Raw genomic sequence first — 21417 nt, forward strand, 5'->3', positions numbered from 1 at the left:
CGCTCGGTTCGGGGTTGAAGGTCGCCCGCTGCATGCCGCAAGACGGTCGACATGGGTACGAGACGTTGAAGGTCTGTGTCGTAGGCGCCGGCGCAATCGGCGGCTGGGTCGCGGCCCGGCTTGCGCTTGCCGGACACCAGGTGATGGCGGTGAGCAGCCGCGGCCGCGTCGAGCGGCTCGAGATCAGCGAAGCCGGTGAGACCGAGGCGGCGTCTCTGCAGTTGTTTGATGGGCCTCCAGAGCTGCTGATAGTCGCGGTGAAGGCGCCTGCCTTGCCGGCTGTCGCTGGAAAGCTCGCGCAGTCTGTGGGCCGCGACACGATCATTCTGCCGATGCTGAACGGCGTGCCCTGGTGGTTCGTGCCGGGCGACCCGCTCCGATGCGTCGATCCGGCCGGCTCCATCGCGGCGGCACTGCCGATGGCCCAGATCGTCGGCTGCGTTGTGCACGCCTCCTGCTACCGAAGCGCCGCTGATCACGTGGTCGTCAAGCACGCGGACAAGCTGATCGTCGGTGAGCCGAACGGCGGAACAGGCGCGCGCGCCGATACGCTCTGCCGTCTGTTCAGCGAAGCCCGCATCCGCTGCGAGGCAAGCGACAATGTGCGCCGAGCAATCTGGTACAAGCTGTGGGGCAACGCGACGATCAACCCGCTGTCGGCGCTCACGCGCGCAACGGCCGACCGCATCCTCGCCGACGCGGAATGCCGCGCCTGGATGCTGCAAGGCATGGCGGAACTTGCGGATATCGGGGCGGCGATCGGCTGTCCGATCACCGAAAGCGGTGAGGACCGGATGAAGGTCACCGCGCGACTGGGTGCGTTCAAGACGTCCATGCTCCAGGACGTGGAGGGCGGCCGCCCGATCGAACTGGAAGCACTGCTCGGCGCTCCTCGAGAGGTTGCGCGGCGGCAAGGCATTGCGACTCCGGCGCTCGACCGGCTCTACGGGCTGACGCGGCTGATGGCGGCGAGCCTTGGAGCGCCCTAGGCGGACTCCACGACGCGTCCGACGCATTCACCGAAGCCGATGCGCACGGCGTCATCGCCTTCGCACCACGCCCGCATCGTGATCTCGTCACCATCCTCGAGGAAGCGGCGCGTTTCACCCGTTGGCAGTTCGATCGGCTGCTTGCCGCCACGGCTGATCTCCAGCAGCGAGCCGAGGCCATTCTCGCTCTCCGTCGACAAGGTGCCCGTCCCGATCAGGTCGCCCGGCTGAAGATTGCAGCCGTTGGAGCTGTGATGGGTGACGATCTGGGCGGCACTCCAGTACATCGCGGCATCCGCCGATCCCTGCGACAGGACGTGCGCAGGCACGCCGCTCGCGCGCATCGCCAGCGTCGACAGCGTCACCTCCAGCTGGATCCCGAGTCCGCCCTGGCGGCTGTCCTCGTCATCGCTGAGGTAGGGGAGCGGCCGGGGGTCGCCTGCAGTGCGCCTGGGCATCGCTTTGCGGAATGGCGCTAACGCCTGCGGGCTGACGATCCATGGCGAGACGGTCGTCAGGAAGTTCTTGGCCAAGAACGGACCCAGCGGCTGATACTCCCAAGCCTGTAGGTCGCGCGCCGACCAATCGTTGAGAAGGCAGTAGCCGGCGATATGCTCGCCCGCTTCACCGATCGGGATCGGCGAGCCAAGCGCATTGCCTCGCCCCACCCACATGCCGAGTTCGAGTTCGTAGTCGAGCCGCCGGCTCGGGCCATATTCGGGAGCGTCCGCGTCGGGCGCCTTGCGCTGTCCGGATGGACGGACAACCGGCTCGCCGGACGAGCGAACCGAGCTCGCGCGCCCATGGTACCCGATCGGGACATATTTGTAGTTGGGCAGCAGCGGATTGTCGGGCCGGAACTGCTTGCCGACGTTCATGGCGTGGTGAATCCCGACGTAGAAGTCGGTGTAATCGCCGACCAGGCAGGGGACGTGCAGCCGGACCTCCGATTGGCCGATCAGGTGCGGGTCGACCTCGTCGCGATAACGTTCGTCGCTGAGCAGTTCGGCCAATCGATCGCGCAGTTGCCGCTCTGCTCCATGGCCGCGGGCGAGCCAGGCGTTGAGGACGGGCTGCGACAGGTCTTGCCGCCAGTCTTCATCGAGCAGGTCCGCGATAGCGGCGAGGTCCAGCACATAGTCGCCAATGGCCACGCCAGGGTGACGTCCGCCCTTCGCTTCTGAAAATATGCCTAGCGGGAGGTTCTGGATCGGGAAATCGCTGCCGTGGGCGCTGTCCACCCAGCTCATCCGCGCCGGATTGTTGGTGTCGTCGTTCACGGCAGCTTCGCCTTCGGGAAGCCGTTCCAGGCCAGGTCGTAATCGGGCTGGGCTCGCTCCAGCGCCCATTGCGTGGGCTGATACGGCCAGCAGGTCTCGACCATGAAGGCGAGCGTGCCGTCGATCTTGACGGGCTTGAGCTCCGCTTCGCTTGCCTTGCGCCAGCTTTCGACATCGGGGCCGTGCCCGCTCATCAGATTGTGGAGCGATAGTCCGCCGGGTGCGAACCCGTCTGCCTTGGCGTCGTAGGCGCCCTGGATCAGGCCCATTGCCTCGCTCATCACGTTGCGGTGGAACCAGGGGGGCCGAAAGGTGTCCTCGGCAACCATCCACCTGGGCGGGAAGATCACGAAGTCCGCATTCGCCCGGCCGGGAACGTTGCTCGGGCTCGTCAGCACCGTGAAGATCGATGGATCGGGATGATCGAAGCTGATCGTGCCGATCGCGTTGAAGCGCGACAGATCGTAACGATACGGCGCGTAATTGCCGTGCCATGCAACAACGTCGAGCGGCGAATGGTCGAGTGTCGTCGTCCACAGGGTGCCGAGTGACTTCTGGATCACCTCGGTGCGCTCGTCCTTGTCCTCGAACCAGGCGGCGGGCGTTTCGAAGTCGCGTGGATTGGCGAGGCCGTTCGAGCCGAGCGGCCCGAGCTCCGGCAGGCGTAGCGGCAAGCCGTGGTTTTCGGCAACATAGCCGCGCGCTTCCCCCTCCACTTCGACGCGGAAGCGAACGCCGCGGGGAATCACGGCGACTGACCCCGGAGCGATCTCGAGCGCGCCAAGCTCCGTGACGACGCGGAGATCGCCCGCCTGTGCGATGATCAGCAACTCGCCGTCGGCGTCCACGAACACGCGGCGCTCCATCGAGCGGCTTGCGCAGTACAGGTGGACGGCAACGCCTTCGAGGTCATGCGGATGACGGTTGGCGAGCATTGTGACCATGCCGTCCACGAAGTCCGCGCCAGCAGGGAGATCGGCCGGGGGGTCCCAACGTAACCGGTTGGGGGCGAGCGGCTCGTCAACCGTGCCAGGAGCGAACAGCGGCGCGCCGGAATAACGCTCGAACGGCCGGTGATCGGCCGTCGGCCGCATCCGGTACAGCCAGCTGCGCCGGTTCTCGTGCCGCGGGGAAGTGAAGGAGCTGCCGGACAGCTGCTCGGTGTAGAGGCCGAAGGCCGGGCGCTGAGGAGCGTTGCGGCCCTCGGGCAGCGCGCCTGCCACGGCCTCGCTCTCGAAATACCCGCCGAAGCCTGTCTGGTAACGGAGCGCGTCGGTCATGCCGGAGGGTTAGAACCTCGGGGACACAAACTCAAACGGGCGCGGCCCCTTGGGGAGCCGCGCCCGCAGCGGACGGGGACTCGCAGCCCGTCCGCTGAATGCGTGTCGATCAGCTCTTGTTGACGTTGACGTCGATGGAATTGGGAATGCTGACGTTCGTCGAGTGTCCGCCAAGGCCCAGCTGACTGCGGAACAGGAACAGCAGCACCAGGACGACGATGATCAGGAGCACCACGGCGAGGACGCCGCCACTGCCACCGCCGCCGTCACCGGTCTGGACCACGGTCGTGCGTTCAACTTCATCGCGATCGGTGTCTGCCATGGAAACTCTCCCTGTATTGACCTGTTATGTTGGCGAAACGAACGAACCGTAACGAGTGCGGTTCCGTAAGGAGGAAAGTGGATGAAGTTGCAGCACAAGCTTGGCCTCGGCCTCGTCGGCGCGCTCGCATCCTGTGGGCCGCAGAGCCAGCCGCAGGAGCCAGTGAACAACGTTACGTCGCCGACGCTGCCGGCGCCGAGCGCGCCACCCGCCGTGACGAACAGCCTTCCGCCCGAGACGCACTCCTCCCAGGCGCCCACCGCTCCCGCTCCGCCGCCTGCGCCCGCCGCCCCTGCGGCCCGTGCCGAAGTTCCTCCGCACGAAACGAGCTTGCCGGAGCCAAACGGGCCAATTCCGCCCAAAAGCGCGGAGGCTGCCGGCCAGGTGGTCCAGCAATATGGCGCACTGATCGAGGAAAAGAGGTGGGCCCAGGCCGCCCGTCTGTGGGGCAGCAGCGATACGGCGGAGAAGTTCGCCGCGAAGCTGAAGTCGAACCGCGAGACCCACATGGCGATCGGCAATCTCAACGAGCCCGAAGGCGCCGCGGGCTCGATCTACATCACCATGCCGGTGTCATTCTACGGCAAGGACTCGTCCGGGCGGTCATTCCGTGAACGCCGCACCGTCACGCTGCGGCGCGTCAATGACGTGCCCGGGTCGACCAATGCCCAGCGCCGCTGGCACATCGACCGAATCGAGCCTTAATATTCACTCTCGGCGTGCTCGCGTTCCTGGTCCGGCTGGGCCTCGAGGTCCCGAGTGACATCCCGGAACCGGTACAGGTCGCGGATTCGCGTGTTGAAGTAGACTCCCTTGGCGAAAGCGCCGCGGAACGCGTTCGCCACGCTTCCGGGCACGTCCTCATAGACGTACCTGCGTCCACTGACGAACTCGACCCACAGTTCGCTCCTGGCGATGTCATAGGCGAAGCGGCGGATGACGCTGGACGGCACGCAGAACTCCTCAGGGGACTCTACACTCGACCAGCGGACCGGTTCCTCGCCTAAAGCGCGAAGTCTCCGCTGGTGAGGGGGTGGTTGCCGTCGAGGCGGAGCATGAAGTCGGCGGTGCCGTCGCCGTTGGTGTCTCCGGAGACGTAGGTGGCGCCGCCGATCGCTTCGTAGCGGAGCTCGCCGGCGGTGCCGTCGAACGCGGCGGTGCCGATGAACGAGAAGGCCTGGTTGCCGCCGAGCACCGTGTCGGCATCGAAATAGTCGAGCCGGATATGGTCGTCGCCATGCACGAAGTCGTGGATGACGTCGGCACTGCCGGTGGTCGCTCCGGCAAAGTCGCCGTCGCGGAACACGAACGTGTCCTTGCCGGCGCCGCCATAGGCGACGTCCTTGCCGGTGCCGCCCTCGAGCCAGTCGTTGCCGTCATCGCCAGAGAGCGTGTCGTCACCGGCCTGGCCGTAGAGCTTGTCGTTGCCCGCTGCGCCGTGGAGCGCGTTGGTGGCGCCATTGCCCCAGATGCGGTTGTCGATCTCGTTGCCGCTGCCGTTGATCGCCGAAGCGCCGGAGAGCGTCAGGTTCTCGATATTGGCGCGGAGCGTCAGGCTGACCGTCGCATAGACGCGGTCGGTGCCTTCAGCGGCATTCTCGTAGGCATAGCTGGTCGCGTCATCGACATAGTAAGTGTCGTTGCCGGTGCCGCCGCTCAGCCGGTCGACGCCACTGCCGCCGTTCAGCACGTCGTTGCCATCGCCGCCGTACAGCTTGTCGTCGCCAGCATAGCCGTAAAGCGCATTGTTGGCGGTGTTGCCGGTCAGCGTGTTGGCAAGCTCGTTGCCCTTGCCGGTCAGGTTGGACGCGCCGCTCAGCGACAGGTTCTCGACATTGGCGCGAAGCTGCGTGCTGATCGACGAGATAACCCGGTCTGTGCCCTCGCCGGCATTCTCGTAGGCGTACGCGGTAGAACTATTGACGTAGTAAGTGTCGTTGCCGGCACCACCGTAGAGCCCATCGATGCCGGTCCCGCCGTCCAACGTGTCATTGCCCGCATCACCACTGAGCCGGTCATTCCCCCCATAGCCATATAGGGAATTGTTGGCGGCGTTGCCGAAGATGTCGTTATCAACGGCGTTGCCTTTACCCGTGAGGTTCTGGATGCCGGTGAGCACCAGATCTTCAACGTTGTCCCGCAACGCATAGCTGACCGAAGCAATTACCTCGTCGGAACCTTCGCCGGCGTTCTCATAGGCGATGTCGCCGCTGTTGTCGGCGAAGAACGTGTCGTCCCCTGTACCGCCGACCATCTTGTCGGCGCCGAGGCCGCCATCAAGGCCGTCATTGCCTGCGTCGCCGTAAAGCCGGTCGGAGCCGGCGTGCCCACTGAGGAAGTCGTCGCCACCCGCACCGCTGAGCGAATCGTCGCCGGCGTTTCCCTGGAGGTAGTTGGCGATGTTGTTGCCGTTGCCCGTGAACCGTCCAGATCCATCGTAGATCAGATATTCGACGTTGGCCGTGAGGCTATAGGAACTTAGCGTCGTGAAGACTTCATCAAGGCCCTCGTTTGCGTTCTCGATCACCAAAGCGCCAGGTTCATCGAGGTAATAGACGTCGTCGCCAGTCTCTCCTTTCAAGCGATCGGAGCCGCCAGCGCCGTCTAGGATGTCGTTCCCCGCCCCGCCTGAGAGCACGTCGTCGCCGCTGCCGCCTTCGAGATAGTTGTCGAGATCGTTGCCGGAGCCGGTGAAATCGGTTGCGCCATCATGTATGAGCGCCTCGACATTCGCGCCGAGCGTATAGGTAGCGGATGAGGCGAGAACGACGTCGTAGCCTTCGCTGGCGTTCTCGGTGACGGTGTCGTTCACGTCGTCGACTAGGTAGACATCGTCGCCGTTGAGTCCCGCGAGTTCGTCTGCCCCGGCTCCGCCATCCAACGTGTCATTTGCATCATAGCCCTCGATGTAATTATCGAGCGAATTGCCGGTCCCGGTAAAGCTCGCGGCGGGGTCGCCAGCGAAGATGAGAGCTTCGACGTTCGCTCCGAGGGTGTATTCGCCGAGAGTGGTTGAGACCGTGTCGATGCCTTCGCCCGCAGCTTCGACGACAACGTCACCGCTCTCTTCGACGCCGTAGATGTCGTCACCCGTGCCGCCGATCAGCTGATCGTCGCCTCCCAGCCCTTCCAGGATGTCGTCTCCCGTAAGACCGGTGAGGACGTCGTCTCCATCCCAGCCTTCGATATAGTTATCCAGCGAATTGCCGGTGCCGTCGAAAGCCGCGAATTCGTCACCCTCGTAGATGAGGTGTTCCACGTTCACGGGAAGCGTGTAGGTCTCCAACGTCGTATAGACGACGTCCTCTCCACTGTCCGGGTCCTCGACGACGAGGTCACCTGGATTGTCTACGGCGTAGACATCGTCGCCGGTGCCGCCGTCCATCCTATCGGCACCCAAGCCACCATCGATGAAGTCGTCCCCCGAAGTGCCGAAGAGATTGTCGTTGCCGTTCGTGCCGTAGATGTCTGCCATATTGCCCCCCGTTACGCGGGGGCTCGAGCCGCCGCTCAGTCGCACCGGTGCCGACTCACTTTGGAATTCGAACAGCGCGCGAGCGTGTTATGACTTGGAGTTAATCGAAATAATACAGCCGATAATTAGTGCGTCAGCCGGAGCGGGAAGGCTTTATCAGGCGCCTGCTGTTGCCTCCTACTGGCCGCCGAACCTCGTCCGGCTCTGCTTGCCGTAGCGGCCCTTGCGCGTGCCCGGCTTGCCCTCTGTCGAGTTTCCCAGCGGCCTCGGCGCCACCCGATCCGGCTGCGGGATGCCGAGGTCGTCTTCCTCCAGTCGCCGGATCTCGTCGCGCAGCCGCGCGGCTTCCTCGAACTCGAGGTCCGCGGCGGCCTTGCGCATGCGCTCCTCGAGGTCGGCGATGTAGGCCTTGAGGTTGTGACCCACGAGATGCGGGCGCTCCTCGTCGCCGGTGTCCACGACCACGCCGTCGCGCGTCGCCAGGTGCGCCATCACGTCGTGGATCTGTCGCTTGATGGTCTCGGGCGTGATGCCGTGCTCGGCATTGTAAGCGAGCTGCTTCTCTCGCCGCCGATCCGTCTCCGCGAGCGCGCGCTCCATCGATCCGGTCACCGTGTCTGCGTAGAGGATGACACGGCCTTCGACGTTGCGGGCAGCGCGGCCGATCGTCTGGATCAGCGACGTTTCCGAGCGCAGGAAACCTTCCTTGTCCGCGTCCAGGATCGCGACCAATCCGCACTCCGGAATGTCCAGCCCCTCGCGCAGCAGGTTGATTCCCACGAGCACGTCGTAGACGCCGAGCCGAAGCTCGCGGATCAGCTCGATGCGCTCCAGAGTCTCGACGTCGGAGTGCATGTAGCGGACCTTCAGACCCGCTTCGTGCAGATACTCCGTCAGGTCCTCGGCCATGCGCTTGGTGAGCGTCGTCACCAGCGTCCGATAGCCCTTGCGCGCCGTCTGTTTCGCTTCGTTCACGAGGTCGTCGACCTGGTCCTCGACCGGCTTGATCTCCACCGGCGGGTCGATGAGGCCGGTCGGGCGGATCACCTGCTCGCTGAACACACCGCCCGTCTCGGTCATTTCCCACGTGCCGGGCGTCGCCGATACGAACACCGACTGCGGGCGCATCGCGTCCCATTCGTTGAAGCGCAGCGGCCGGTTGTCGATGCAGCTCGGCAGCCGGAAGCCGTACTCCGCCAGCGTGATCTTCCGCCGGTGGTCGCCGCGCGCCATGGCGCCGATCTGTGGCACCGTCTGGTGACTTTCGTCGATGAACAGGAGCGCATTGTCCGGCAGATATTCGAACAACGTCGGCGGCGGTTCGCCGGGCAGGCGGCCCGTCAGGAACCGCGAATAATTCTCGATGCCTGCGCATGACCCCGTAGCCGCGATCATCTCGAGGTCGAAGTTGGTCCGCTGCTCCAGCCGCTGCGCTTCCAGCAGCCGCCCTTCCGCCACCAGCTCTTTCAAGCGCTCCGCAAGCTCATGCTTGATCGCCTCCATCGCCTGTTTGAGCGTCGGGCCGGGCGTCACGTAGTGCGAGTTCGCATACACCTTGATGCTGTCGAGGCTGGCGACCGTCTTCCCGGTCAGCGGGTCGAACTCGGTGATGCTCTCGACCTCGTCGCCGAAGAAGGACACGCGCCAGGCCGTGTCCTCATAGTGCGACGGGAAGATCTCCAGGCTGTCGCCGCGGACCCGGAAATTGCCGCGCGCGAATGCGGCGTCGTTGCGCTTGTACTGCAGCGCGACGAGCTTGCGGATGACCTCGCGCTGGTCCTCGACGCCGCCCTTCTTGAGAGTGAACACCATCGCTGAATAGGTCTCGACCGAGCCGATGCCGTAGAGGCACGAGACCGAGGCAACGATGATCACGTCGTCGCGCTCCAGAAGCGATCGCGTCGCCGAATGGCGCATTCGGTCGATCGCCTCATTCACCGAGCTTTCCTTCTCGATGTAGGTGTCGGTGCGCGGGACGTAGGCTTCGGGCTGATAATAATCGTAGTAGCTGACGAAATACTCGACCGCATTGTCGGGGAAGAAGCTCTTGAACTCGCCATAGAGCTGCGCTGCCAGGATCTTGTTCGGAGCGATGACGAGGGCAGGGCGCTGCAGGGTCTCGATGACCTTGGCCATGGTAAAGGTCTTGCCCGATCCGGTGACCCCCAGCAGCACCTGGCTCTTCTCACCATCGAGCGCCTGACCCGTCAGCTCACGGATGGCGGTCGGCTGGTCGCCGGCCGGCTCATAGTCTGCAACCAGCTTGAACGCGCGGCCGCCTTCGGCCTTCTCCGGCCGCGCCGGCTTGTGCGGCACGAAGTCGCCGCTGGTTTCCGGCTCGGCAAGCGTGGTTCGGATCTGAATCGACATCGGCGCCGATATGGGGCGTCAATGGCCCGGCCACAATTCACGAAACAACCGCCGGTATCGGCAGGGGCTGCCACCTTTGCGCGACACCTATGACCGGCGCAGGGCATAATGGGTGAGCTCAAGTCGCGCAGGGAGAGTGGCTTGTGATGCCCAGGAGCCACGCGTAACTCTTCGGTGGTGGCAGGACATGTCCAAGCTTCAGGTCAGCGGCCGCGACCAATTGGCCGGCTGCCGTATCTGGCTGCGACGATTCCGCTGCTGCTTGCGGAATACTCGGCAGCTCTATCTCCGGCTTGGCAATCGCAGGCTGTGAATGGTGAGTGGATTTGTTGATTCGCATGGATTGCTTGCTCATTTTCGAAATGGTGCAGAAGCTTCCAGCGAAGGGGCTCAGCAAAGTGAGCGAACGCGATCCACGCGTTGCGCGTTAGCTCATGCCCGCGTTTGATCCCGAGGTGCTGAGCGATCGCGAGAAAGCTGTCCTGCGACTTCTTGCCCAGGGGCACGATGCCAAGTCCACTGCACGCGAGCTTGGCATATCCGTCCACGCGGTAAACGAGAGGCTGCGCAGCGCGCGCAGAAAGCTTGGGGTCTCCAGCAGCCGGACGGCCGCCCGTTTACTCGTAAGCTCCAAGGGGCCGGGCTCCGATTCCCTTGTACACAAGAAAATCGGGCTGGCGGTTCCCCAGCCGACGGATGAAGCCGAGTCCCAGGACCGCAAAGGTGACAAGCACACCCTTGCATTAGCCGTGGGAGGAGTTTGCACGATGTTGCTCGCCGTCATCATCGCGGTGGTTGCGACAAGGTTCGCACCGACTGACCCGTCAGGTCCGTTGCCGAACTGGAGCCTGCAGAAAACGCTGCCCGAAGTCGCCGCTCGGCAATCAAATCGCATTCATCTCAGTGGGAATCGCCTGACGTGGAACGGTGAGGAAGTGTCGGAGGCGAACGTGCGAACCTATCTCGGCGTTGTAACCCAGATGAACCCGCAGCCGCTGACAATCTTGAGCTACGGTTCACAGGTGGCGCCCGGACGCGTTGCGCGCACTCGCGAGCTCATCGATGGCGTGTTGCACTGCAAGTCAGCCACATGTCTCGAGGTCACGAAGCCGGTCGATGATGGCGGTGCTGCGCCCAGTTCGTCGGAAGCCCGCTGATGTCTGCAATGGCTCGAACGCAAACGTAGCGGCGACTGCCCGCGGGTGCCGAACGCCGGTCTTCAGCGTTGCGCGCAGGCATGCCCGATCCCGACGATGAGACCTGCTGGCTCTGTTCGCGACCGCTCGGCACGCGCGTGGAATACCATCATCCCGTGCCCAAGAGCCGCGGCGGGCGGGAGACGGTTCCGTTACACCCGATCTGCCACCGCACGCTCCACAAGACACTGACCAACGCGGAACTGGCGAAGATCGGGCGGGACCTTCCACTGCTCAGGTCCAACCCGGACATCGGCCGCTTCCTTGCCTGGATCGCCAACAAGGATCCTGATTTCCACGCTCCCACCCGCAAGCGGCGATAGAGCTCAATCGATCGGCCCGCGCGGCGTGATGCACCGACGACGGCTGTGGCGCGTTAGCGGCAGGCAATGGCAGCTCTTACAGTCCTCCTGAACCGCGGTGGCGGCACCGTCGCCGCAGACCCGGAGATCGCCGGCAAGGTCCGCGACGCCTTCAAGGCGGCAGGGCTCGATGCAGAGGTGGAGCTCATTGCCGGCGGCGATTGCGAGGTGCGGTCGCGCGCAGTCGCGGAGAGGGGCGATGCGCTGCTTGTCGTCGGCGGCGGCGACGGCACCATCAGCGCCGCGGCATCGGCCCTCGTCGGAACGGAGACGAAGCTCGGAATCCTCCCGCTGGGCACGCTCAACCACTTCGCGCGCGACCTTGGCATCCCATTCGACATCGAGGCGGCAACGGCCTTGGTCGCCGAAGCGCCGGAGCGCCGCGTCGACGTCGCCGAGATGAATGGCCGGATTTTCATCAACAACAGCGCGATCGGCCTTTATCCGTTGATGGTCGTGGATCGCGACCAGCAGCAGCGCCGCCTCGGCCGGAGCAAGCGCCTGGCGATGCTCGTCGCCTCCGCGCGAATGCTTGCCCGCTTCAACCATCAGCGGCTGACCCTTACGGTCAACGACGAGAAGGCACGCGTCGACACGCCGCTGCTGTTCGTCGGCAACAACGACTATCGCGTGGACATCGGCGCTCCGGGCAAGCGCGAGAGCCTCGACGATGGCGAGCTCAGCGTGCTGGTCATGCGCAAGAAGACGCGCGCGGGCTTCATTGCGGCCAGCGTCAGGGCCTTGCTCAATCGCTCACGCGAGGACGACATGGTGCGGCTGGACGATGTCCAGCGGCTTCGCGTCGAGTCTCACCGCGGGAAGCTTGCGGTATCGCTGGATGGTGAAGTCGTGCGCGCCGAACCGCCGCTCGACTATCGCATCCGCAAGCAGGCGCTGCGGGTCATTGCTCCGGCTTCCGGGCCGGCCGGCAAATAGCTACTTCCAGTGCAGCGTCGCTGAAAAGCGATGCTCCTCACCGCCGGTCCGGACGATAATGGAAAGCGGCTGGTCGGCACGCCGCCGCCGGACGTCGGCAGGCACATCGAATACATAATAGCCGCCCCACGCCTGCCGCGGTCCGACGGTCTCCGGAATCAGCAGCTGGTAGATGGCATCCAGCAGGCGGCCGCCCGGTAGCATCAGCGCGTCGGTCCGCCGGTCGAGGCCGCCGAGCTGGGCAAGGTCGCCCGTGTCGGCCGAACTTCCGCCCGGCACCGGCTGCATCGATTGGGTCGTCATTCCAGAATTCGTCTGGTTGGCGAGCGAGGAAATGGTGTTCCGATTGGCCATGTCGACGGTCGTCGCGTGCCGCGACTCCCGCTCGACCAGCATCCGTCCGTCCTCGAACTGGTCGACGGGGGTCGCTTTCAGCAGCGTCCCGTCGCCGAGCCGAAGCGTCACATTCTCGGGTCCGAACGTGAACGGCCGATCGCCGAGGTTCATTACAAGGGCCCGCACAGTGCCGCGCCGGTCGACATCGTTGCCGGGTGAGATCAGCCGCACCAGCGCCGTTGGCGTGCGCTGATCGGCCGCCTGCAGTCCGCCATAGCCCGTCAGCAGCCTGCCCGTCGCCGGTCGATCCAGCACGATCCGGTATGCTCCCGCAAACGCAGGCACTGGAAGCGCAAGCGCAGCAATGGCGATCAGCAGTCGTTTCATGGCGAGCGCCTTATGTCGTGTGCTCGCAGCATAGCGGGTCAGTGCAGAGGTTCAAAGCAGCGGGGAAAGCAGCTTTACGCCTACCGTCGCGTGTTCTCGGGCGCGGCGCGTCGCTGCGCTACGGCTTCCTCGTGCTGATGCCTGGCCGGTGACCGGTTGCTGATCAGCGACGCCGGGCGCACTTCCAGCGCAGCCGCGATCGCGCCGATGGTCTCCAGCGTCACACTGTTGTGGCCGCGTTCGATCTGGTTGATGAAGACACGGCCGAGCCCGGCACGCATGGCAAGCTCCAGCTGCGTCATGCCCTTCGCCCGGCGGACCTCTTTCACGTTATTGGCAAACTGCACGCGCAGGTGGTCGCCGAGCGCGCTCTGCGGGATGCGTTTCCTCACGGCCACACTGCACCGCCGCTGCAGATTGCGACAGCCGCCCGGGGGATCGGAAGCTTGTTCATGCATCCGTTCGTATCCGGTGCAATCCCCGCTTTGTTGACGGAGCTTGCCAATTTTGACCGGAGCGTCGCGGCGACGCCGTAACCAGTTCCTGCTGCGTTGCGGCAAATCCACAGGATTTTGGGTTAGCGACAATTTACCTGCTTGCGTCTCACGACGGTTGAGGCACTATAGCTAGTAGCGCGACTGGGGGAGCACTCAACCGCTGGTGTTCGGCGCCGGAATCACTATATTCCGGTGACGGGCTTACTCGTCCCCGTTTTCCACAGGGGTGAGGGTGGGAAAAGCCCCGGAATGCGCGTCAACAGGCTGGGACGCCCATTGTGGGTCCGAGTCGAACGTTTGGGGAACAAACAGCCCTCGAGAGGGCTGAAGCAGGACGGGGAAGCGCGATGGATTTTTCAACCGGTTCACAAGTTCCCACGGAGGACTCGGCGGTGCCCGCGACCGGCAGCAAGCGGGTCGATGCGCCTCGCTTCGACGTCAAGGTGGACACGAAGCGCGACGATCTCCTGACCGAGTTCGGCAAGGACACGCTGCGCGACCGCTACCTGCTTCCGGGCGAAGGCTATCAGGACCTGTTCGCGCGCGTCGCGGCTGCCTATTCCGACGATGCCGAACATGCGCAGCGCGTCTACGACTATATCTCGCGCCTGTGGTTCATGCCGGCGACGCCCGTGCTGTCCAACGGCGGCACCGGCCGCGGCCTTCCCATCAGCTGCTATCTCAACAGCGTGTCGGACAGCCTCGAAGGCATCGTCGGCACCTGGAACGAGAACGTGTGGCTCGCGTCGAAGGGCGGCGGCATCGGCACCTACTGGGGCCGCGTACGCGGCATCGGCGAGCCGGTCGGCCTGAACGGCAAGACCAGCGGGATCATCCCCTTCGTCCGCGTCATGGACAGCCTCACGCTGGCGATCTCGCAAGGTTCGCTGCGCCGCGGTTCCGCTGCCTGCTACCTCGACATCTCGCACCCGGAGATCGAGGAGTTTCTGGAGATCCGCAAACCGTCGGGCGACTTCAACCGCAAGGCGCTAAACCTCCACCACGGCGTGCTGATCACCGACGAGTTCATGGAAGCGGTGCGCGAGGGCGCCGAGTTCGCCCTTCGCTCGCCCAAGGACCAGAGCGTCCGCGGCACCGTCGATGCCCGCTCGCTGTTCCAGAAGCTTGTCGAGACCCGGCTTGCGACCGGCGAGCCCTACATCATCTTCATCGACCAGGTGAACCGGTCGATGCCGAAGCATCACCGCGATCTCGGCCTCAAGGTCACCACCTCGAACCTGTGCAGCGAGATCACGCTGCCGACCGGCAAGGACCATCTCGGCGCCGACCGCACCGCCGTCTGCTGCCTGTCGTCGCTGAACCTTGAGACCTGGGACCAGTGGAACGGAGACAAGCAGTTCATCGAGGACATCATGCGTTTCCTCGACAACGTGCTCAGCGACTACATCGCCCGCGCGCCGGACGAGATGGCGCGCGCCAAGTACAGCGCCGAGCGTGAGCGCAGCGTCGGCCTCGGCGTGATGGGCTTCCACTCCTTCCTCCAGCAGCGCGGCCTGTCGTTCGAAGGGGCCATGGCGAAGAGCTGGAACCTCAAGATGTTCAAGCACATCCGCGCCCAGGTCGATCAGGCGTCGATGATGCTCGCGAAGGAGCGCGGGCCGTGCCCCGATGCGGCCGACATGGGCGTGATGGAGCGCTTCAGCTGCAAGATGGCAATCGCGCCGACGGCGTCGATCTCGATCATCGCCGGCGGCACCTCCGCCTGCATCGAGCCGATCCCGGCCAACATCTACACGCACAAGACGCTGTCGGGCAGCTTCTCGATCAAGAACCCGTATCTGGAAGCGCTGCTCAAGGAGAAGTCGAAGGACAGCGCAAATGTCTGGAACTCGATCCTCGAGCAGGGCGGCAGCGTCCAGCACCTCGACTTCCTGACCCAGGAGGAAAAGGACACGTTCAAGACAAGCTTCGAGATCGACCAGCGCTGGCTTCTCGAGCTTGCCGCCGACCGCACGCCCTACATCGACCAGGCGCAATCGTTGAACCTGTTCATCCCCGCCGACGTCGACAAGTGGGACCTGATGATGCTGCACTTCCGCGCGTGGGAGCAGGGCATCAAGTCGCTCTACTATCTCCGCTCGAAGTCTGTGCAGCGCGCCGGTTTCGCCGGCGGCGTCGAGGCCGACAACACGCCCGAGCTCAAGGAAATCCAGCTCGCCCCGACGACCGATTACGACGAGTGCCTGGCATGCCAATGATCCGGGGGATCATCGGAACGAGGCACTCTGGCGTGTCGGTGAGGCGCGGGCTCACGCTTCGCAACGCCGCCAAGGGCGCCGGCGCGGTCGTGCTCGGCCTGATCGCGCTCGACCTCGTTGCGACCATCGCGACGCTCGCGTTCGTGGGGATCATGCGGCGGTGAACACCGGCCGCCTTGTCGAGCTGGTGCTTGCAGTGCTCCTGCTCGGCGGGGGCCTGTGGCTCTACACCCGCCGCACAACCGACGGCAGCCGCTACGGCAGCCAGGGCGCAGTCCTGCTGTTCGCGGTCGCGGTGATCGTCGGCATCCACGCGCTCGGCGGCCTCGACTATCACCCGAGCCAGTCCGAGCTCGACGCGGCACGCGCGCGATGACCGTCTTCGCGATCGTCGGCATCATCGTCGCGCTGGCGGGCCTCGTCCTGCTCGTCACCGCGCTTCGCGGCCGCGTCGGTGAGAGCCCGCGCAGCACCGCGATGCTGATCGCCGGGATGATGCTGACCGCGTTCGGCATCGTCCTCGCCGGCTTCGCGATCGTCTACAGCCACACCGCGCCCCTCGACTTCAACTCGGGGGCGACGCAGTGACCGGCTACCGCGAGCACAGCTTCGACCTGAACGCGCCCTCGCCCCAGGGCCGCCCAGAGCGCCCGTTCAACTGGGTTCAGTGGTGCGGAGTCGCGATGGAGGTCGCCGCCCTCGTGGGGTACGGCTATTTTGTCGCCGCCAAGGTCGGCTGGGTCCGGGACCCCGGCTTCGATACCATGTCGATTGCCTTGCCGTTCCTGATCCTCGGCCAGACCCTCATTTTTTCGCGCCGTCGGGACTACGTCGACCCCGCTCCCGAGCTCGCCGCCGCGCGCAAGCGCTGGCTCATCATCGTCGTCGCCATCTGCGCCGCCATCCTCGGCGCCGCCACCATAATCGCAATGAAGGGATACTGACCCATGCCCCTCCTCGAAGCCCGCAAGCAGTACAAGCCGTTCGAATACCCGTGGGCGTTCGAATATTGGAAGCGCCAGCAGCAGATCCACTGGATGCCGGAGGAAGTGCCGCTCGGCGAGGATTGCCGCGACTGGGCGCAGAAGCTCAACGACACCGAGCGCAGCCTGCTGACCCAGATCTTCCGCTTCTTCACCCAGGCCGACGTCGAGGTGCAGGACTGCTACCACGACAAGTACGGCCGCGTGTTCAAGCCGACCGAGATCAAGATGATGCTGACCGCGTTCAGCAACATGGAAACGGTCCACATCGCCGCTTACTCGCACCTGCTCGACACGATCGGGATGCCCGAGAGCGAGTACAGCGCCTTCCTCCAGTACAAGGAGATGAAGGACAAGCACGACTACCTCAGCACGTTCGGCGTCGACACCGACGAGGACATCGCCAAGACGCTCGCCATGTTCGGCGGCTTCACCGAGGGGCTGCAGCTGTTCGCCAGCTTCGCGATGCTGATGAACTTCCCGCGCTTCAACAAGATGAAGGGCATGGGCCAGATCGTCAGCTGGTCGGTCCGCGACGAGAGCCTTCACTGCGAAGGCATCATCAAGCTGTTCCACACCTTCGTGAAGGAGCGCGACTGCCTGACGAAGAGCGTCAAGGACGAGATCCGCGACACCTGCCACCAGACGGTCGCGCTCGAGGATGCGTTCATCGACCTCGCGTTCGAACAGGGCCCGGTCACCGGCATGACGCCCAAGGAGATCAAGAAGTACATCCGCTACATCGCTGACTGGCGCATGGGGCAGCTGGGCTTCAAGCCGATCTACATGGTCGACGAGCACCCGCTCCCCTGGCTGGCCCCGCTCCTTAACGGCGTCGAGCACGCCAACTTCTTCGAAACCCGCGCGACCGAATATTCGAAGGGCGCCACCCGCGGCGACTGGAACAGCGTCTGGGACAATTTCGACCGCCGGATGAAGGCGAAGTCGGAGGCTGCTGCGAATGACGGCGGCGCTGCGGGTGAAGGCGGCGAGGGGCCGGACATGTTCGCTGCTGCCGGGGTGGCGGCGGAGTAGTTTCGCCTCGAACTCGGAGAACTGCTCTTTCGTAGTGCAGGCTGCGGCCGCTAAATTAGCGCGAGAACAGCCACCCGAAAAACAGTCCTAGAATGATCGGAACAAAGAGGACTGACACCAGCGCCCACAAAACGGATCTGTGACCACTTCGCCTTCTGCGCTCTGCTCCAAAGTCGAATTCGCACGGGGGGAATACCTGTTCAGCTCTCTTTGCTGGCACCGAACCAAGGTATGCCCCGGTTAAGGCTGGCAGGAAAGTGAGTACAACCAATCCGCTCCTAACGTCTTTAGAGACGTTGAGATGGGCGAGCACCCACCAGTAGGCCAGTACAAAGAGCGCCGCAGTGCCAAAAACCATCGCGTGGCCTGGCCATCGTCGATGCAACCAAGAGTTTCCAGGCTCGCACGCGCGGAGCAAATTCCGAGTCAGCGAAGCGATGTGCTCCACGTCGCTTCGAACCCCAGCAATGGAGTATCGCGCGGTGCGTCCATAGCTTGAGCCGAGTGACAGTCGGAAACTAGAACGGCCCCAGCCCCCGAGACTAATGATCAGTTCCTCGGGGCGATCAGCTTCGGTTTCCAAGAGATTTGTCAACTGAGACAGATCATTGGTCTGGAAAGTATAACCGCTGTTATAGGACAAGCTGAGATAACTCTATTTCGATATTGTACTTCATCCTGAATCTCTGAGAGATCCTGCGCCCGCCGCTTCTGTTCGTATTGGCGATGGATTTCCTCAATCGGGTCTGCCGTGGCTGCAACTTCGCCGTATGCTTCTGGAACTTCGCCAGCAGCTATCCTCCTGACGATGTCCAAGGGAGCATTCTTCTTCTCAGAGACCTCTTTGAGTCCAACTTCTTGTAGCTCCCCGATGATGTTTGAGAGCGAACGAAAAAACCGCTCGTCGATCAAGATGGGATCACTGACTGATCCTGACTGCTCCGTCTGCATCGGTGGCATAACGATTCCCATGAGAGTCGGGCGGGAGTGGATGCTTTATATTCAATGTTAAGTATATGGAGGACTGCTGCGCTGTCGTGCCTAGTCGCGCCAATACTCCCCCCGCTCGGCGCCGTCGAAATCGGCCCGAGTTCATGCAGCAGCGCTTGAAGCCTCTTCCCCGAACCGCACGGGCAAGGATCGTTGCGGCCGAGCTTCTCGACCAGCTCCTTTTCGCCGCCGCGCACGAAGCGCAGCCCGCGCTTCACGCGTGTCTCGCTGGGGAAGCCCTTACGCCGCTTCGACGTCCGCTCGAAAGCAGGGCAGGTCGGCGTGGGTGTCGGTGATCTTCATGGTCGCCTCCTCAATCCGCCGTGGGGACGCGCGCCCTAGCTATCAACTTGCGGGGCGCAAGGCGCCCCGGAGTAGATCGGTGGGGCACAGACCGCATCGACCGCTCGGGCGCCGCGCTACCGGGTCAGCGACAATTCGGCGCTTGCTTCTGGACCTCAGCAGACGTCCTCAGCCACAGCTGGGGGTCCTCGAACGGCCAGTACCAGTGCCGGAAGTGGTGCAGGTGTGGCCGCGCCTTCTCCGCCCGGACGACGCACTGCGGCCCACGCCCGTAAACCAGATAGAGTATCGCAATCATCACCAGCGCAGCGCTCAGCAGCACGAGAAAGCCCTTGGCGAGGTTACGTCGGCCCTCGCGCGAGAACATGTCGCCAAATACCCGGAGCGCGGCGTCGAGCACATAAGCATCGGAATCCCACATCGAGTCCGAATAACCTGGCGAGCTTACCGGTGCGTTAGCGCGCCGCTCTTGCTGCTTGTCTCAGGTTAGCCGCCCATCTCCGTCTTCGCGCTGGCCCGGGTCGTTCGGCCCCGACGGCAAATGGCGCAAGTCCTCAGCTTCGCCCAGCGGCGAAGTAGCCCTTCTCAGATGAGATTCGCGAGCTTCGATCGGGCGGAGGCTAACCATTCCTCGCGCAGCCGCTGTTCTCGACGCTGCACCTTCTCGACGATGGGCAGGTCCGCCAGGCGCCGGTTACAGGCGGTGTGACAGAGCACGAGGTTCTCCATGCCATTGGTTCCACCGAAACGTTGCGCCAGCAAGTGTTCGCGGGAGCAGGCTAGACTGGAGTTGGGTTTCGCATTGAAGTCGATGGGCTCCCCGCAGAGCCAGCAGCTGTCACCGTCTCGCGCACGCAAACGGTCAAGAGTGCTGAGGTTGATTGGTCCTGACATGGTCTCACGAATACCGCTGAACTCGTTGCAGAAGAGTTGACCCGATCCCCGGCTGCGCGGCCTGAGCGTTGATTCACCTGCGCTCGGTGCTTCCGCTCTTTCCTACACCAACCCATCTGGTTCATGCCTGCGACTCACAGGATGAGGAACAGGTTCATGGCAAGGCGCGTGGCGAGGGACATGACGATCGAGGAGTACGAGGCCTGGTCGGCGGCGGGCAAGCGATTTGAGGAGGTTGCCGCGGCCGCGGATGAGGAAGGCGGGCCGCGGCTGTCGCTGGTGCCGCTGCCGGAGCAGAACATCGCCTGGCCGACCGATCTGCTGCCGCCTGCCGTCCCGGCCGCCGAAGTGGCAACCGACGCGGATTCCGGCACCGCGATTCCACCCATGCCGTTCGACGGAGTCGAGCTGGAGGACAGCCGCAAGCGGCTGGCCGGCTGGAGCGCGGACCGCCAGCGCATGTTCCTGACCTATCTTGCGGAAACCGGCTCGGTGCATCTCGCCGCGGGCGCCGCGCGGCTCACTGCTCGCGGCGCCTACCGTCTGCGCGCCCGCTCGCCGGTCTTTGCCCAGGCCTGGAACGCCGCGCAGCAGCTCGCCGTCGGCCGCCTCTCCGCCATCGCTTTCGACCGCGCGATCAACGGCCGTGTCGAGCAGGTCTATCACCAGGGCGAACTGGTCGGCGAACGGCGGGTGCCGAGCGATCGGCTGCTGACCTGGCTGCTCGCCCGCCTCGACCCCAAGCGCTTTGCCTTGCCATGGGAACAGCGCGGCGACGGCGATCCCCAGGCCGAAGCGGTTGCCGCCTTCCCGGCGCTGCTCGAGGCGGTGACCGACGCGACCTGAACATCGCGCTCGTCAGTGGGAACATTGGGAACATTCGCGCCGGCGCGGCGCGCAAAGCCTCCGCTTACTTCCCCACCCACGACGTGACCGCGAGCCAGATGACGTTGAGCGCCAGGGCGAACACCACCATGCCGATGATCGCCAGGGTGATCTCCCACTCGCTCGAGCTGAAGTTGATCTTGCCGGCGAGGCCCTGCGGCTCCTCGGTGCGAACGGGATCGCGCCGGATGCGGGACACGCGGACCGGCGGGTTCAGCTTGACGGTTTCCTTGCCAGGCTTGCTCATCGCCCGATTCCTAGCCGCCGCAGGTTAGCGGACGGTTAGCGAGGCAGAGGCTTTTCGCTCCCCTGCGACTTCGCCTTCGAGCTGGGCCGCGCCCGGGACAGCAGCTTCGCCTCGTTCTCGCGGCGCCTGCGTTCCTGCACCTCCGCGGTGTGGTCGGCGCCGCCGGCGCAGCGGCCGTGGCACAGGCACTGGTTGCCCGGCTCGCTTGCGCCGCCGTTCACAATCGGCACCACATGCTCGATGTTCGCTGCCTGGTCATGTCCGTCCGGCAGGTCGAAGCGCATCGGCCGGCGGCAGCGAGTGCAATTGTCGCCGTCGCGGCCGCGCAGTTCCTGCACCCGCTGCTCGCGCTCCTGGCGCCGGAACTTCCATGGGTTGAGGTAGCGGGTAAGGACAAGCGGACGCGGCATCGCAGCAACCTAGCTCGGCAG

General features: G+C 64.4%; 26 protein-coding genes. 12 read left to right on the forward strand and 14 right to left on the reverse strand.

What is annotated here, in order from left to right; all coding sequences use genetic code 11:
* Window positions 1-32 precede the first annotated feature (32 nt).
* Window positions 33-989: a ketopantoate reductase family protein gene (locus ACUXST_RS07210; protein WP_458389293.1), complete on the forward strand. Its 957-nt coding sequence runs from the start codon at window positions 33-35 to the stop codon at window positions 987-989.
* On the opposite strand, the gene fahA is transcribed toward ACUXST_RS07210, so the two are convergent.
* The 3 genes from fahA to ACUXST_RS07225 all read right to left on the reverse strand — a co-directional run bounded on the left by fahA (window position 986) and on the right by ACUXST_RS07225 (window position 3871).
* Entirely contained in the window at window positions 986-2239 is a 1254-nt protein-coding gene (fahA, locus tag ACUXST_RS07215; RefSeq protein WP_458389555.1) for a fumarylacetoacetase, read from the reverse strand. The genes ACUXST_RS07210 and fahA overlap by 4 nt on opposite strands.
* A gap of 26 nt (window positions 2240-2265) precedes the next feature.
* Window positions 2266-3549 (reverse strand): homogentisate 1,2-dioxygenase, encoded by a 1284-nt coding sequence (gene hmgA, locus ACUXST_RS07220; RefSeq protein ID WP_458389294.1) that lies wholly within the window; start codon window positions 3547-3549, stop codon window positions 2266-2268.
* Between the two features lie 109 nt (window positions 3550-3658).
* The gene (locus tag ACUXST_RS07225) at window positions 3659-3871 is read right to left on the reverse strand and encodes a hypothetical protein (RefSeq protein WP_458389295.1); all 213 of its coding nucleotides are present in this window, start codon (window positions 3869-3871) and stop codon (window positions 3659-3661) included.
* A gap of 81 nt (window positions 3872-3952) precedes the next feature.
* On the opposite strand from ACUXST_RS07225, the gene ACUXST_RS07230 reads away from it, so the two are divergent.
* On the forward strand, window positions 3953-4576 hold the full coding sequence (locus tag ACUXST_RS07230) for a hypothetical protein (RefSeq protein WP_458389296.1): 624 nt from the start codon (window positions 3953-3955) through the stop codon (window positions 4574-4576).
* On the opposite strand, the gene ACUXST_RS07235 is transcribed toward ACUXST_RS07230, so the two are convergent.
* From ACUXST_RS07235 to uvrB, 3 genes are all read right to left on the reverse strand, one after another.
* Window positions 4573-4824 carry a KTSC domain-containing protein gene (locus ACUXST_RS07235; protein WP_458389297.1) on the reverse strand — a complete coding sequence of 84 codons (252 nt, stop codon included), beginning with the start codon at window positions 4822-4824 and terminating at the stop codon, window positions 4573-4575. The two genes, ACUXST_RS07230 and ACUXST_RS07235, sit on opposite strands and share 4 nt — an antisense overlap.
* 50 nt (window positions 4825-4874) lie before the next feature.
* Complete coding sequence (locus ACUXST_RS07240; protein WP_458389298.1) at window positions 4875-7346, reverse strand: calcium-binding protein; 2472 nt, start codon at window positions 7344-7346, stop codon at window positions 4875-4877.
* 177 nt (window positions 7347-7523) lie between these two features.
* On the reverse strand, window positions 7524-9716 hold the full coding sequence (uvrB, locus tag ACUXST_RS07245; protein WP_458389299.1) for an excinuclease ABC subunit UvrB: 2193 nt from the start codon (window positions 9714-9716) through the stop codon (window positions 7524-7526).
* Window positions 9717-10150: 434 nt separating this feature from the next.
* Here uvrB and ACUXST_RS07250 point away from each other — a divergent pair, with 434 nt between their 5' ends.
* The 3 genes from ACUXST_RS07250 to ACUXST_RS07260 all read left to right on the forward strand — a co-directional run bounded on the left by ACUXST_RS07250 (window position 10151) and on the right by ACUXST_RS07260 (window position 12210).
* Window positions 10151-10873, forward strand: coding sequence for a helix-turn-helix domain-containing protein (locus ACUXST_RS07250; RefSeq protein WP_458389300.1), 723 nt, complete (start codon window positions 10151-10153; stop codon window positions 10871-10873).
* Between the two features lie 80 nt (window positions 10874-10953).
* Window positions 10954-11235, forward strand: a complete 282-nt coding sequence (locus ACUXST_RS07255) for an HNH endonuclease (protein WP_458389301.1) — start codon at window positions 10954-10956, stop codon at window positions 11233-11235.
* A 66-nt stretch (window positions 11236-11301) separates the two neighbouring features.
* Window positions 11302-12210, forward strand: a complete 909-nt coding sequence (locus ACUXST_RS07260) for a diacylglycerol/lipid kinase family protein (protein WP_458389302.1) — start codon at window positions 11302-11304, stop codon at window positions 12208-12210.
* Here the strand turns inward: ACUXST_RS07260 and ACUXST_RS07265 are convergent, their stop codons facing one another.
* Both ACUXST_RS07265 and ACUXST_RS07270 read right to left on the reverse strand, forming a co-directional pair.
* On the reverse strand, window positions 12211-12933 hold the full coding sequence (locus ACUXST_RS07265) for a hypothetical protein (RefSeq protein WP_458389303.1): 723 nt from the start codon (window positions 12931-12933) through the stop codon (window positions 12211-12213).
* Between the two features lie 80 nt (window positions 12934-13013).
* On the reverse strand, window positions 13014-13391 hold the full coding sequence (locus tag ACUXST_RS07270; RefSeq protein ID WP_458389304.1) for a helix-turn-helix domain-containing protein: 378 nt from the start codon (window positions 13389-13391) through the stop codon (window positions 13014-13016).
* 386 nt (window positions 13392-13777) lie between these two features.
* Here ACUXST_RS07270 and ACUXST_RS07275 point away from each other — a divergent pair, with 386 nt between their 5' ends.
* Genes ACUXST_RS07275 through ACUXST_RS07300 form a run of 6 tightly spaced genes read left to right on the forward strand, consistent with a single transcriptional unit; the run spans window position 13778 to window position 17667 of the window.
* Window positions 13778-15649 (forward strand): ribonucleoside-diphosphate reductase subunit alpha, encoded by a 1872-nt coding sequence (locus ACUXST_RS07275; RefSeq protein ID WP_458389305.1) that lies wholly within the window; start codon window positions 13778-13780, stop codon window positions 15647-15649.
* The gene (locus ACUXST_RS07280) at window positions 15640-15813 is read left to right on the forward strand and encodes a hypothetical protein (RefSeq protein WP_458389306.1); all 174 of its coding nucleotides are present in this window, start codon (window positions 15640-15642) and stop codon (window positions 15811-15813) included. Before ACUXST_RS07275 ends, ACUXST_RS07280 begins: the two co-directional genes overlap by 10 nt.
* Window positions 15810-16025, forward strand: coding sequence for a hypothetical protein (locus ACUXST_RS07285; protein ID WP_458389307.1), 216 nt, complete (start codon window positions 15810-15812; stop codon window positions 16023-16025). The genes ACUXST_RS07280 and ACUXST_RS07285 overlap by 4 nt, the downstream gene beginning before the upstream one ends.
* Entirely contained in the window at window positions 16022-16237 is a 216-nt protein-coding gene (locus tag ACUXST_RS07290) for a hypothetical protein (RefSeq protein WP_458389308.1), read from the forward strand. The genes ACUXST_RS07285 and ACUXST_RS07290 overlap by 4 nt, the downstream gene beginning before the upstream one ends.
* Window positions 16234-16593 (forward strand): hypothetical protein, encoded by a 360-nt coding sequence (locus ACUXST_RS07295; protein ID WP_458389309.1) that lies wholly within the window; start codon window positions 16234-16236, stop codon window positions 16591-16593. The genes ACUXST_RS07290 and ACUXST_RS07295 overlap by 4 nt, the downstream gene beginning before the upstream one ends.
* Before the next feature lie 3 nt (window positions 16594-16596).
* On the forward strand, window positions 16597-17667 hold the full coding sequence (locus ACUXST_RS07300; RefSeq protein ID WP_458389310.1) for a ribonucleotide-diphosphate reductase subunit beta: 1071 nt from the start codon (window positions 16597-16599) through the stop codon (window positions 17665-17667).
* Window positions 17668-18258: 591 nt separating this feature from the next.
* On the opposite strand, the gene ACUXST_RS07305 is transcribed toward ACUXST_RS07300, so the two are convergent.
* The 4 genes from ACUXST_RS07305 to ACUXST_RS07320 all read right to left on the reverse strand — a co-directional run bounded on the left by ACUXST_RS07305 (window position 18259) and on the right by ACUXST_RS07320 (window position 19689).
* Window positions 18259-18639 (reverse strand): hypothetical protein, encoded by a 381-nt coding sequence (locus tag ACUXST_RS07305; RefSeq protein ID WP_458389559.1) that lies wholly within the window; start codon window positions 18637-18639, stop codon window positions 18259-18261.
* Window positions 18576-18875: an SEC-C metal-binding domain-containing protein gene (locus tag ACUXST_RS07310; protein WP_458389311.1), complete on the reverse strand. Its 300-nt coding sequence runs from the start codon at window positions 18873-18875 to the stop codon at window positions 18576-18578. Before ACUXST_RS07310 ends, ACUXST_RS07305 begins: the two co-directional genes overlap by 64 nt.
* Window positions 18876-19084: 209 nt before the next feature.
* The gene (locus tag ACUXST_RS07315) at window positions 19085-19381 is read right to left on the reverse strand and encodes a hypothetical protein (RefSeq protein WP_458389312.1); all 297 of its coding nucleotides are present in this window, start codon (window positions 19379-19381) and stop codon (window positions 19085-19087) included.
* 164 nt (window positions 19382-19545) lie between these two features.
* Window positions 19546-19689, reverse strand: a complete 144-nt coding sequence (locus tag ACUXST_RS07320; RefSeq protein WP_458389313.1) for a hypothetical protein — start codon at window positions 19687-19689, stop codon at window positions 19546-19548.
* 321 nt (window positions 19690-20010) lie between these two features.
* Here ACUXST_RS07320 and ACUXST_RS07325 point away from each other — a divergent pair, with 321 nt between their 5' ends.
* On the forward strand, window positions 20011-20700 hold the full coding sequence (locus ACUXST_RS07325) for a hypothetical protein (RefSeq protein ID WP_458389314.1): 690 nt from the start codon (window positions 20011-20013) through the stop codon (window positions 20698-20700).
* A gap of 64 nt (window positions 20701-20764) precedes the next feature.
* On the opposite strand, the gene ACUXST_RS07330 is transcribed toward ACUXST_RS07325, so the two are convergent.
* Both ACUXST_RS07330 and ACUXST_RS07335 read right to left on the reverse strand, forming a co-directional pair.
* Window positions 20765-20986: a hypothetical protein gene (locus tag ACUXST_RS07330; RefSeq protein WP_458389315.1), complete on the reverse strand. Its 222-nt coding sequence runs from the start codon at window positions 20984-20986 to the stop codon at window positions 20765-20767.
* A gap of 35 nt (window positions 20987-21021) precedes the next feature.
* Window positions 21022-21396 carry an HNH endonuclease gene (locus ACUXST_RS07335; protein ID WP_458389316.1) on the reverse strand — a complete coding sequence of 125 codons (375 nt, stop codon included), beginning with the start codon at window positions 21394-21396 and terminating at the stop codon, window positions 21022-21024.
* Window positions 21397-21417: the final 21 nt, after the last annotated feature.

It is taken from the genome of Sphingomonas sp. F9_3S_D5_B_2, assembly GCF_054263715.1.

Excerpts from the sequence above, each read along its gene's own strand:
- fahA (WP_458389555.1), bottom strand. The coding sequence starts at position 2,239 with ATGAGCTGGGTGGACAGCGCCCACGGCAGCGATTTCCCGATCCAGAAC.
- ACUXST_RS07250 (WP_458389300.1), top strand. The coding sequence starts at position 10,151 with ATGCCCGCGTTTGATCCCGAGGTGCTGAGCGATCGCGAGAAAGCTGTC.
- ACUXST_RS07305 (WP_458389559.1), bottom strand. The coding sequence starts at position 18,639 with ATGGGAATCGTTATGCCACCGATGCAGACGGAGCAGTCAGGATCAGTC.
- ACUXST_RS07270 (WP_458389304.1), bottom strand. The coding sequence starts at position 13,391 with ATGCATGAACAAGCTTCCGATCCCCCGGGCGGCTGTCGCAATCTGCAG.
- ACUXST_RS07300 (WP_458389310.1), top strand. The coding sequence starts at position 16,597 with ATGCCCCTCCTCGAAGCCCGCAAGCAGTACAAGCCGTTCGAATACCCG.
- ACUXST_RS07335 (WP_458389316.1), bottom strand. The coding sequence starts at position 21,396 with ATGCCGCGTCCGCTTGTCCTTACCCGCTACCTCAACCCATGGAAGTTC.
- ACUXST_RS07290 (WP_458389308.1), top strand. The coding sequence starts at position 16,022 with ATGACCGTCTTCGCGATCGTCGGCATCATCGTCGCGCTGGCGGGCCTC.
- ACUXST_RS07225 (WP_458389295.1), bottom strand. The coding sequence starts at position 3,871 with ATGGCAGACACCGATCGCGATGAAGTTGAACGCACGACCGTGGTCCAG.
- ACUXST_RS07210 (WP_458389293.1), top strand. The coding sequence starts at position 33 with ATGCCGCAAGACGGTCGACATGGGTACGAGACGTTGAAGGTCTGTGTC.
- uvrB (WP_458389299.1), bottom strand. The coding sequence starts at position 9,716 with ATGTCGATTCAGATCCGAACCACGCTTGCCGAGCCGGAAACCAGCGGC.
- ACUXST_RS07320 (WP_458389313.1), bottom strand. The coding sequence starts at position 19,689 with ATGGAGAACCTCGTGCTCTGTCACACCGCCTGTAACCGGCGCCTGGCG.
- ACUXST_RS07330 (WP_458389315.1), bottom strand. The coding sequence starts at position 20,986 with ATGAGCAAGCCTGGCAAGGAAACCGTCAAGCTGAACCCGCCGGTCCGC.
- ACUXST_RS07315 (WP_458389312.1), bottom strand. The coding sequence starts at position 19,381 with ATGTGGGATTCCGATGCTTATGTGCTCGACGCCGCGCTCCGGGTATTT.
- ACUXST_RS07255 (WP_458389301.1), top strand. The coding sequence starts at position 10,954 with ATGCCCGATCCCGACGATGAGACCTGCTGGCTCTGTTCGCGACCGCTC.
- ACUXST_RS07230 (WP_458389296.1), top strand. The coding sequence starts at position 3,953 with ATGAAGTTGCAGCACAAGCTTGGCCTCGGCCTCGTCGGCGCGCTCGCA.
- ACUXST_RS07275 (WP_458389305.1), top strand. The coding sequence starts at position 13,778 with ATGGATTTTTCAACCGGTTCACAAGTTCCCACGGAGGACTCGGCGGTG.
- ACUXST_RS07280 (WP_458389306.1), top strand. The coding sequence starts at position 15,640 with ATGCCAATGATCCGGGGGATCATCGGAACGAGGCACTCTGGCGTGTCG.
- ACUXST_RS07265 (WP_458389303.1), bottom strand. The coding sequence starts at position 12,933 with ATGAAACGACTGCTGATCGCCATTGCTGCGCTTGCGCTTCCAGTGCCT.
- ACUXST_RS07325 (WP_458389314.1), top strand. The coding sequence starts at position 20,011 with ATGGCAAGGCGCGTGGCGAGGGACATGACGATCGAGGAGTACGAGGCC.
- ACUXST_RS07240 (WP_458389298.1), bottom strand. The coding sequence starts at position 7,346 with ATGGCAGACATCTACGGCACGAACGGCAACGACAATCTCTTCGGCACT.
- hmgA (WP_458389294.1), bottom strand. The coding sequence starts at position 3,549 with ATGACCGACGCGCTCCGTTACCAGACAGGCTTCGGCGGGTATTTCGAG.
- ACUXST_RS07260 (WP_458389302.1), top strand. The coding sequence starts at position 11,302 with ATGGCAGCTCTTACAGTCCTCCTGAACCGCGGTGGCGGCACCGTCGCC.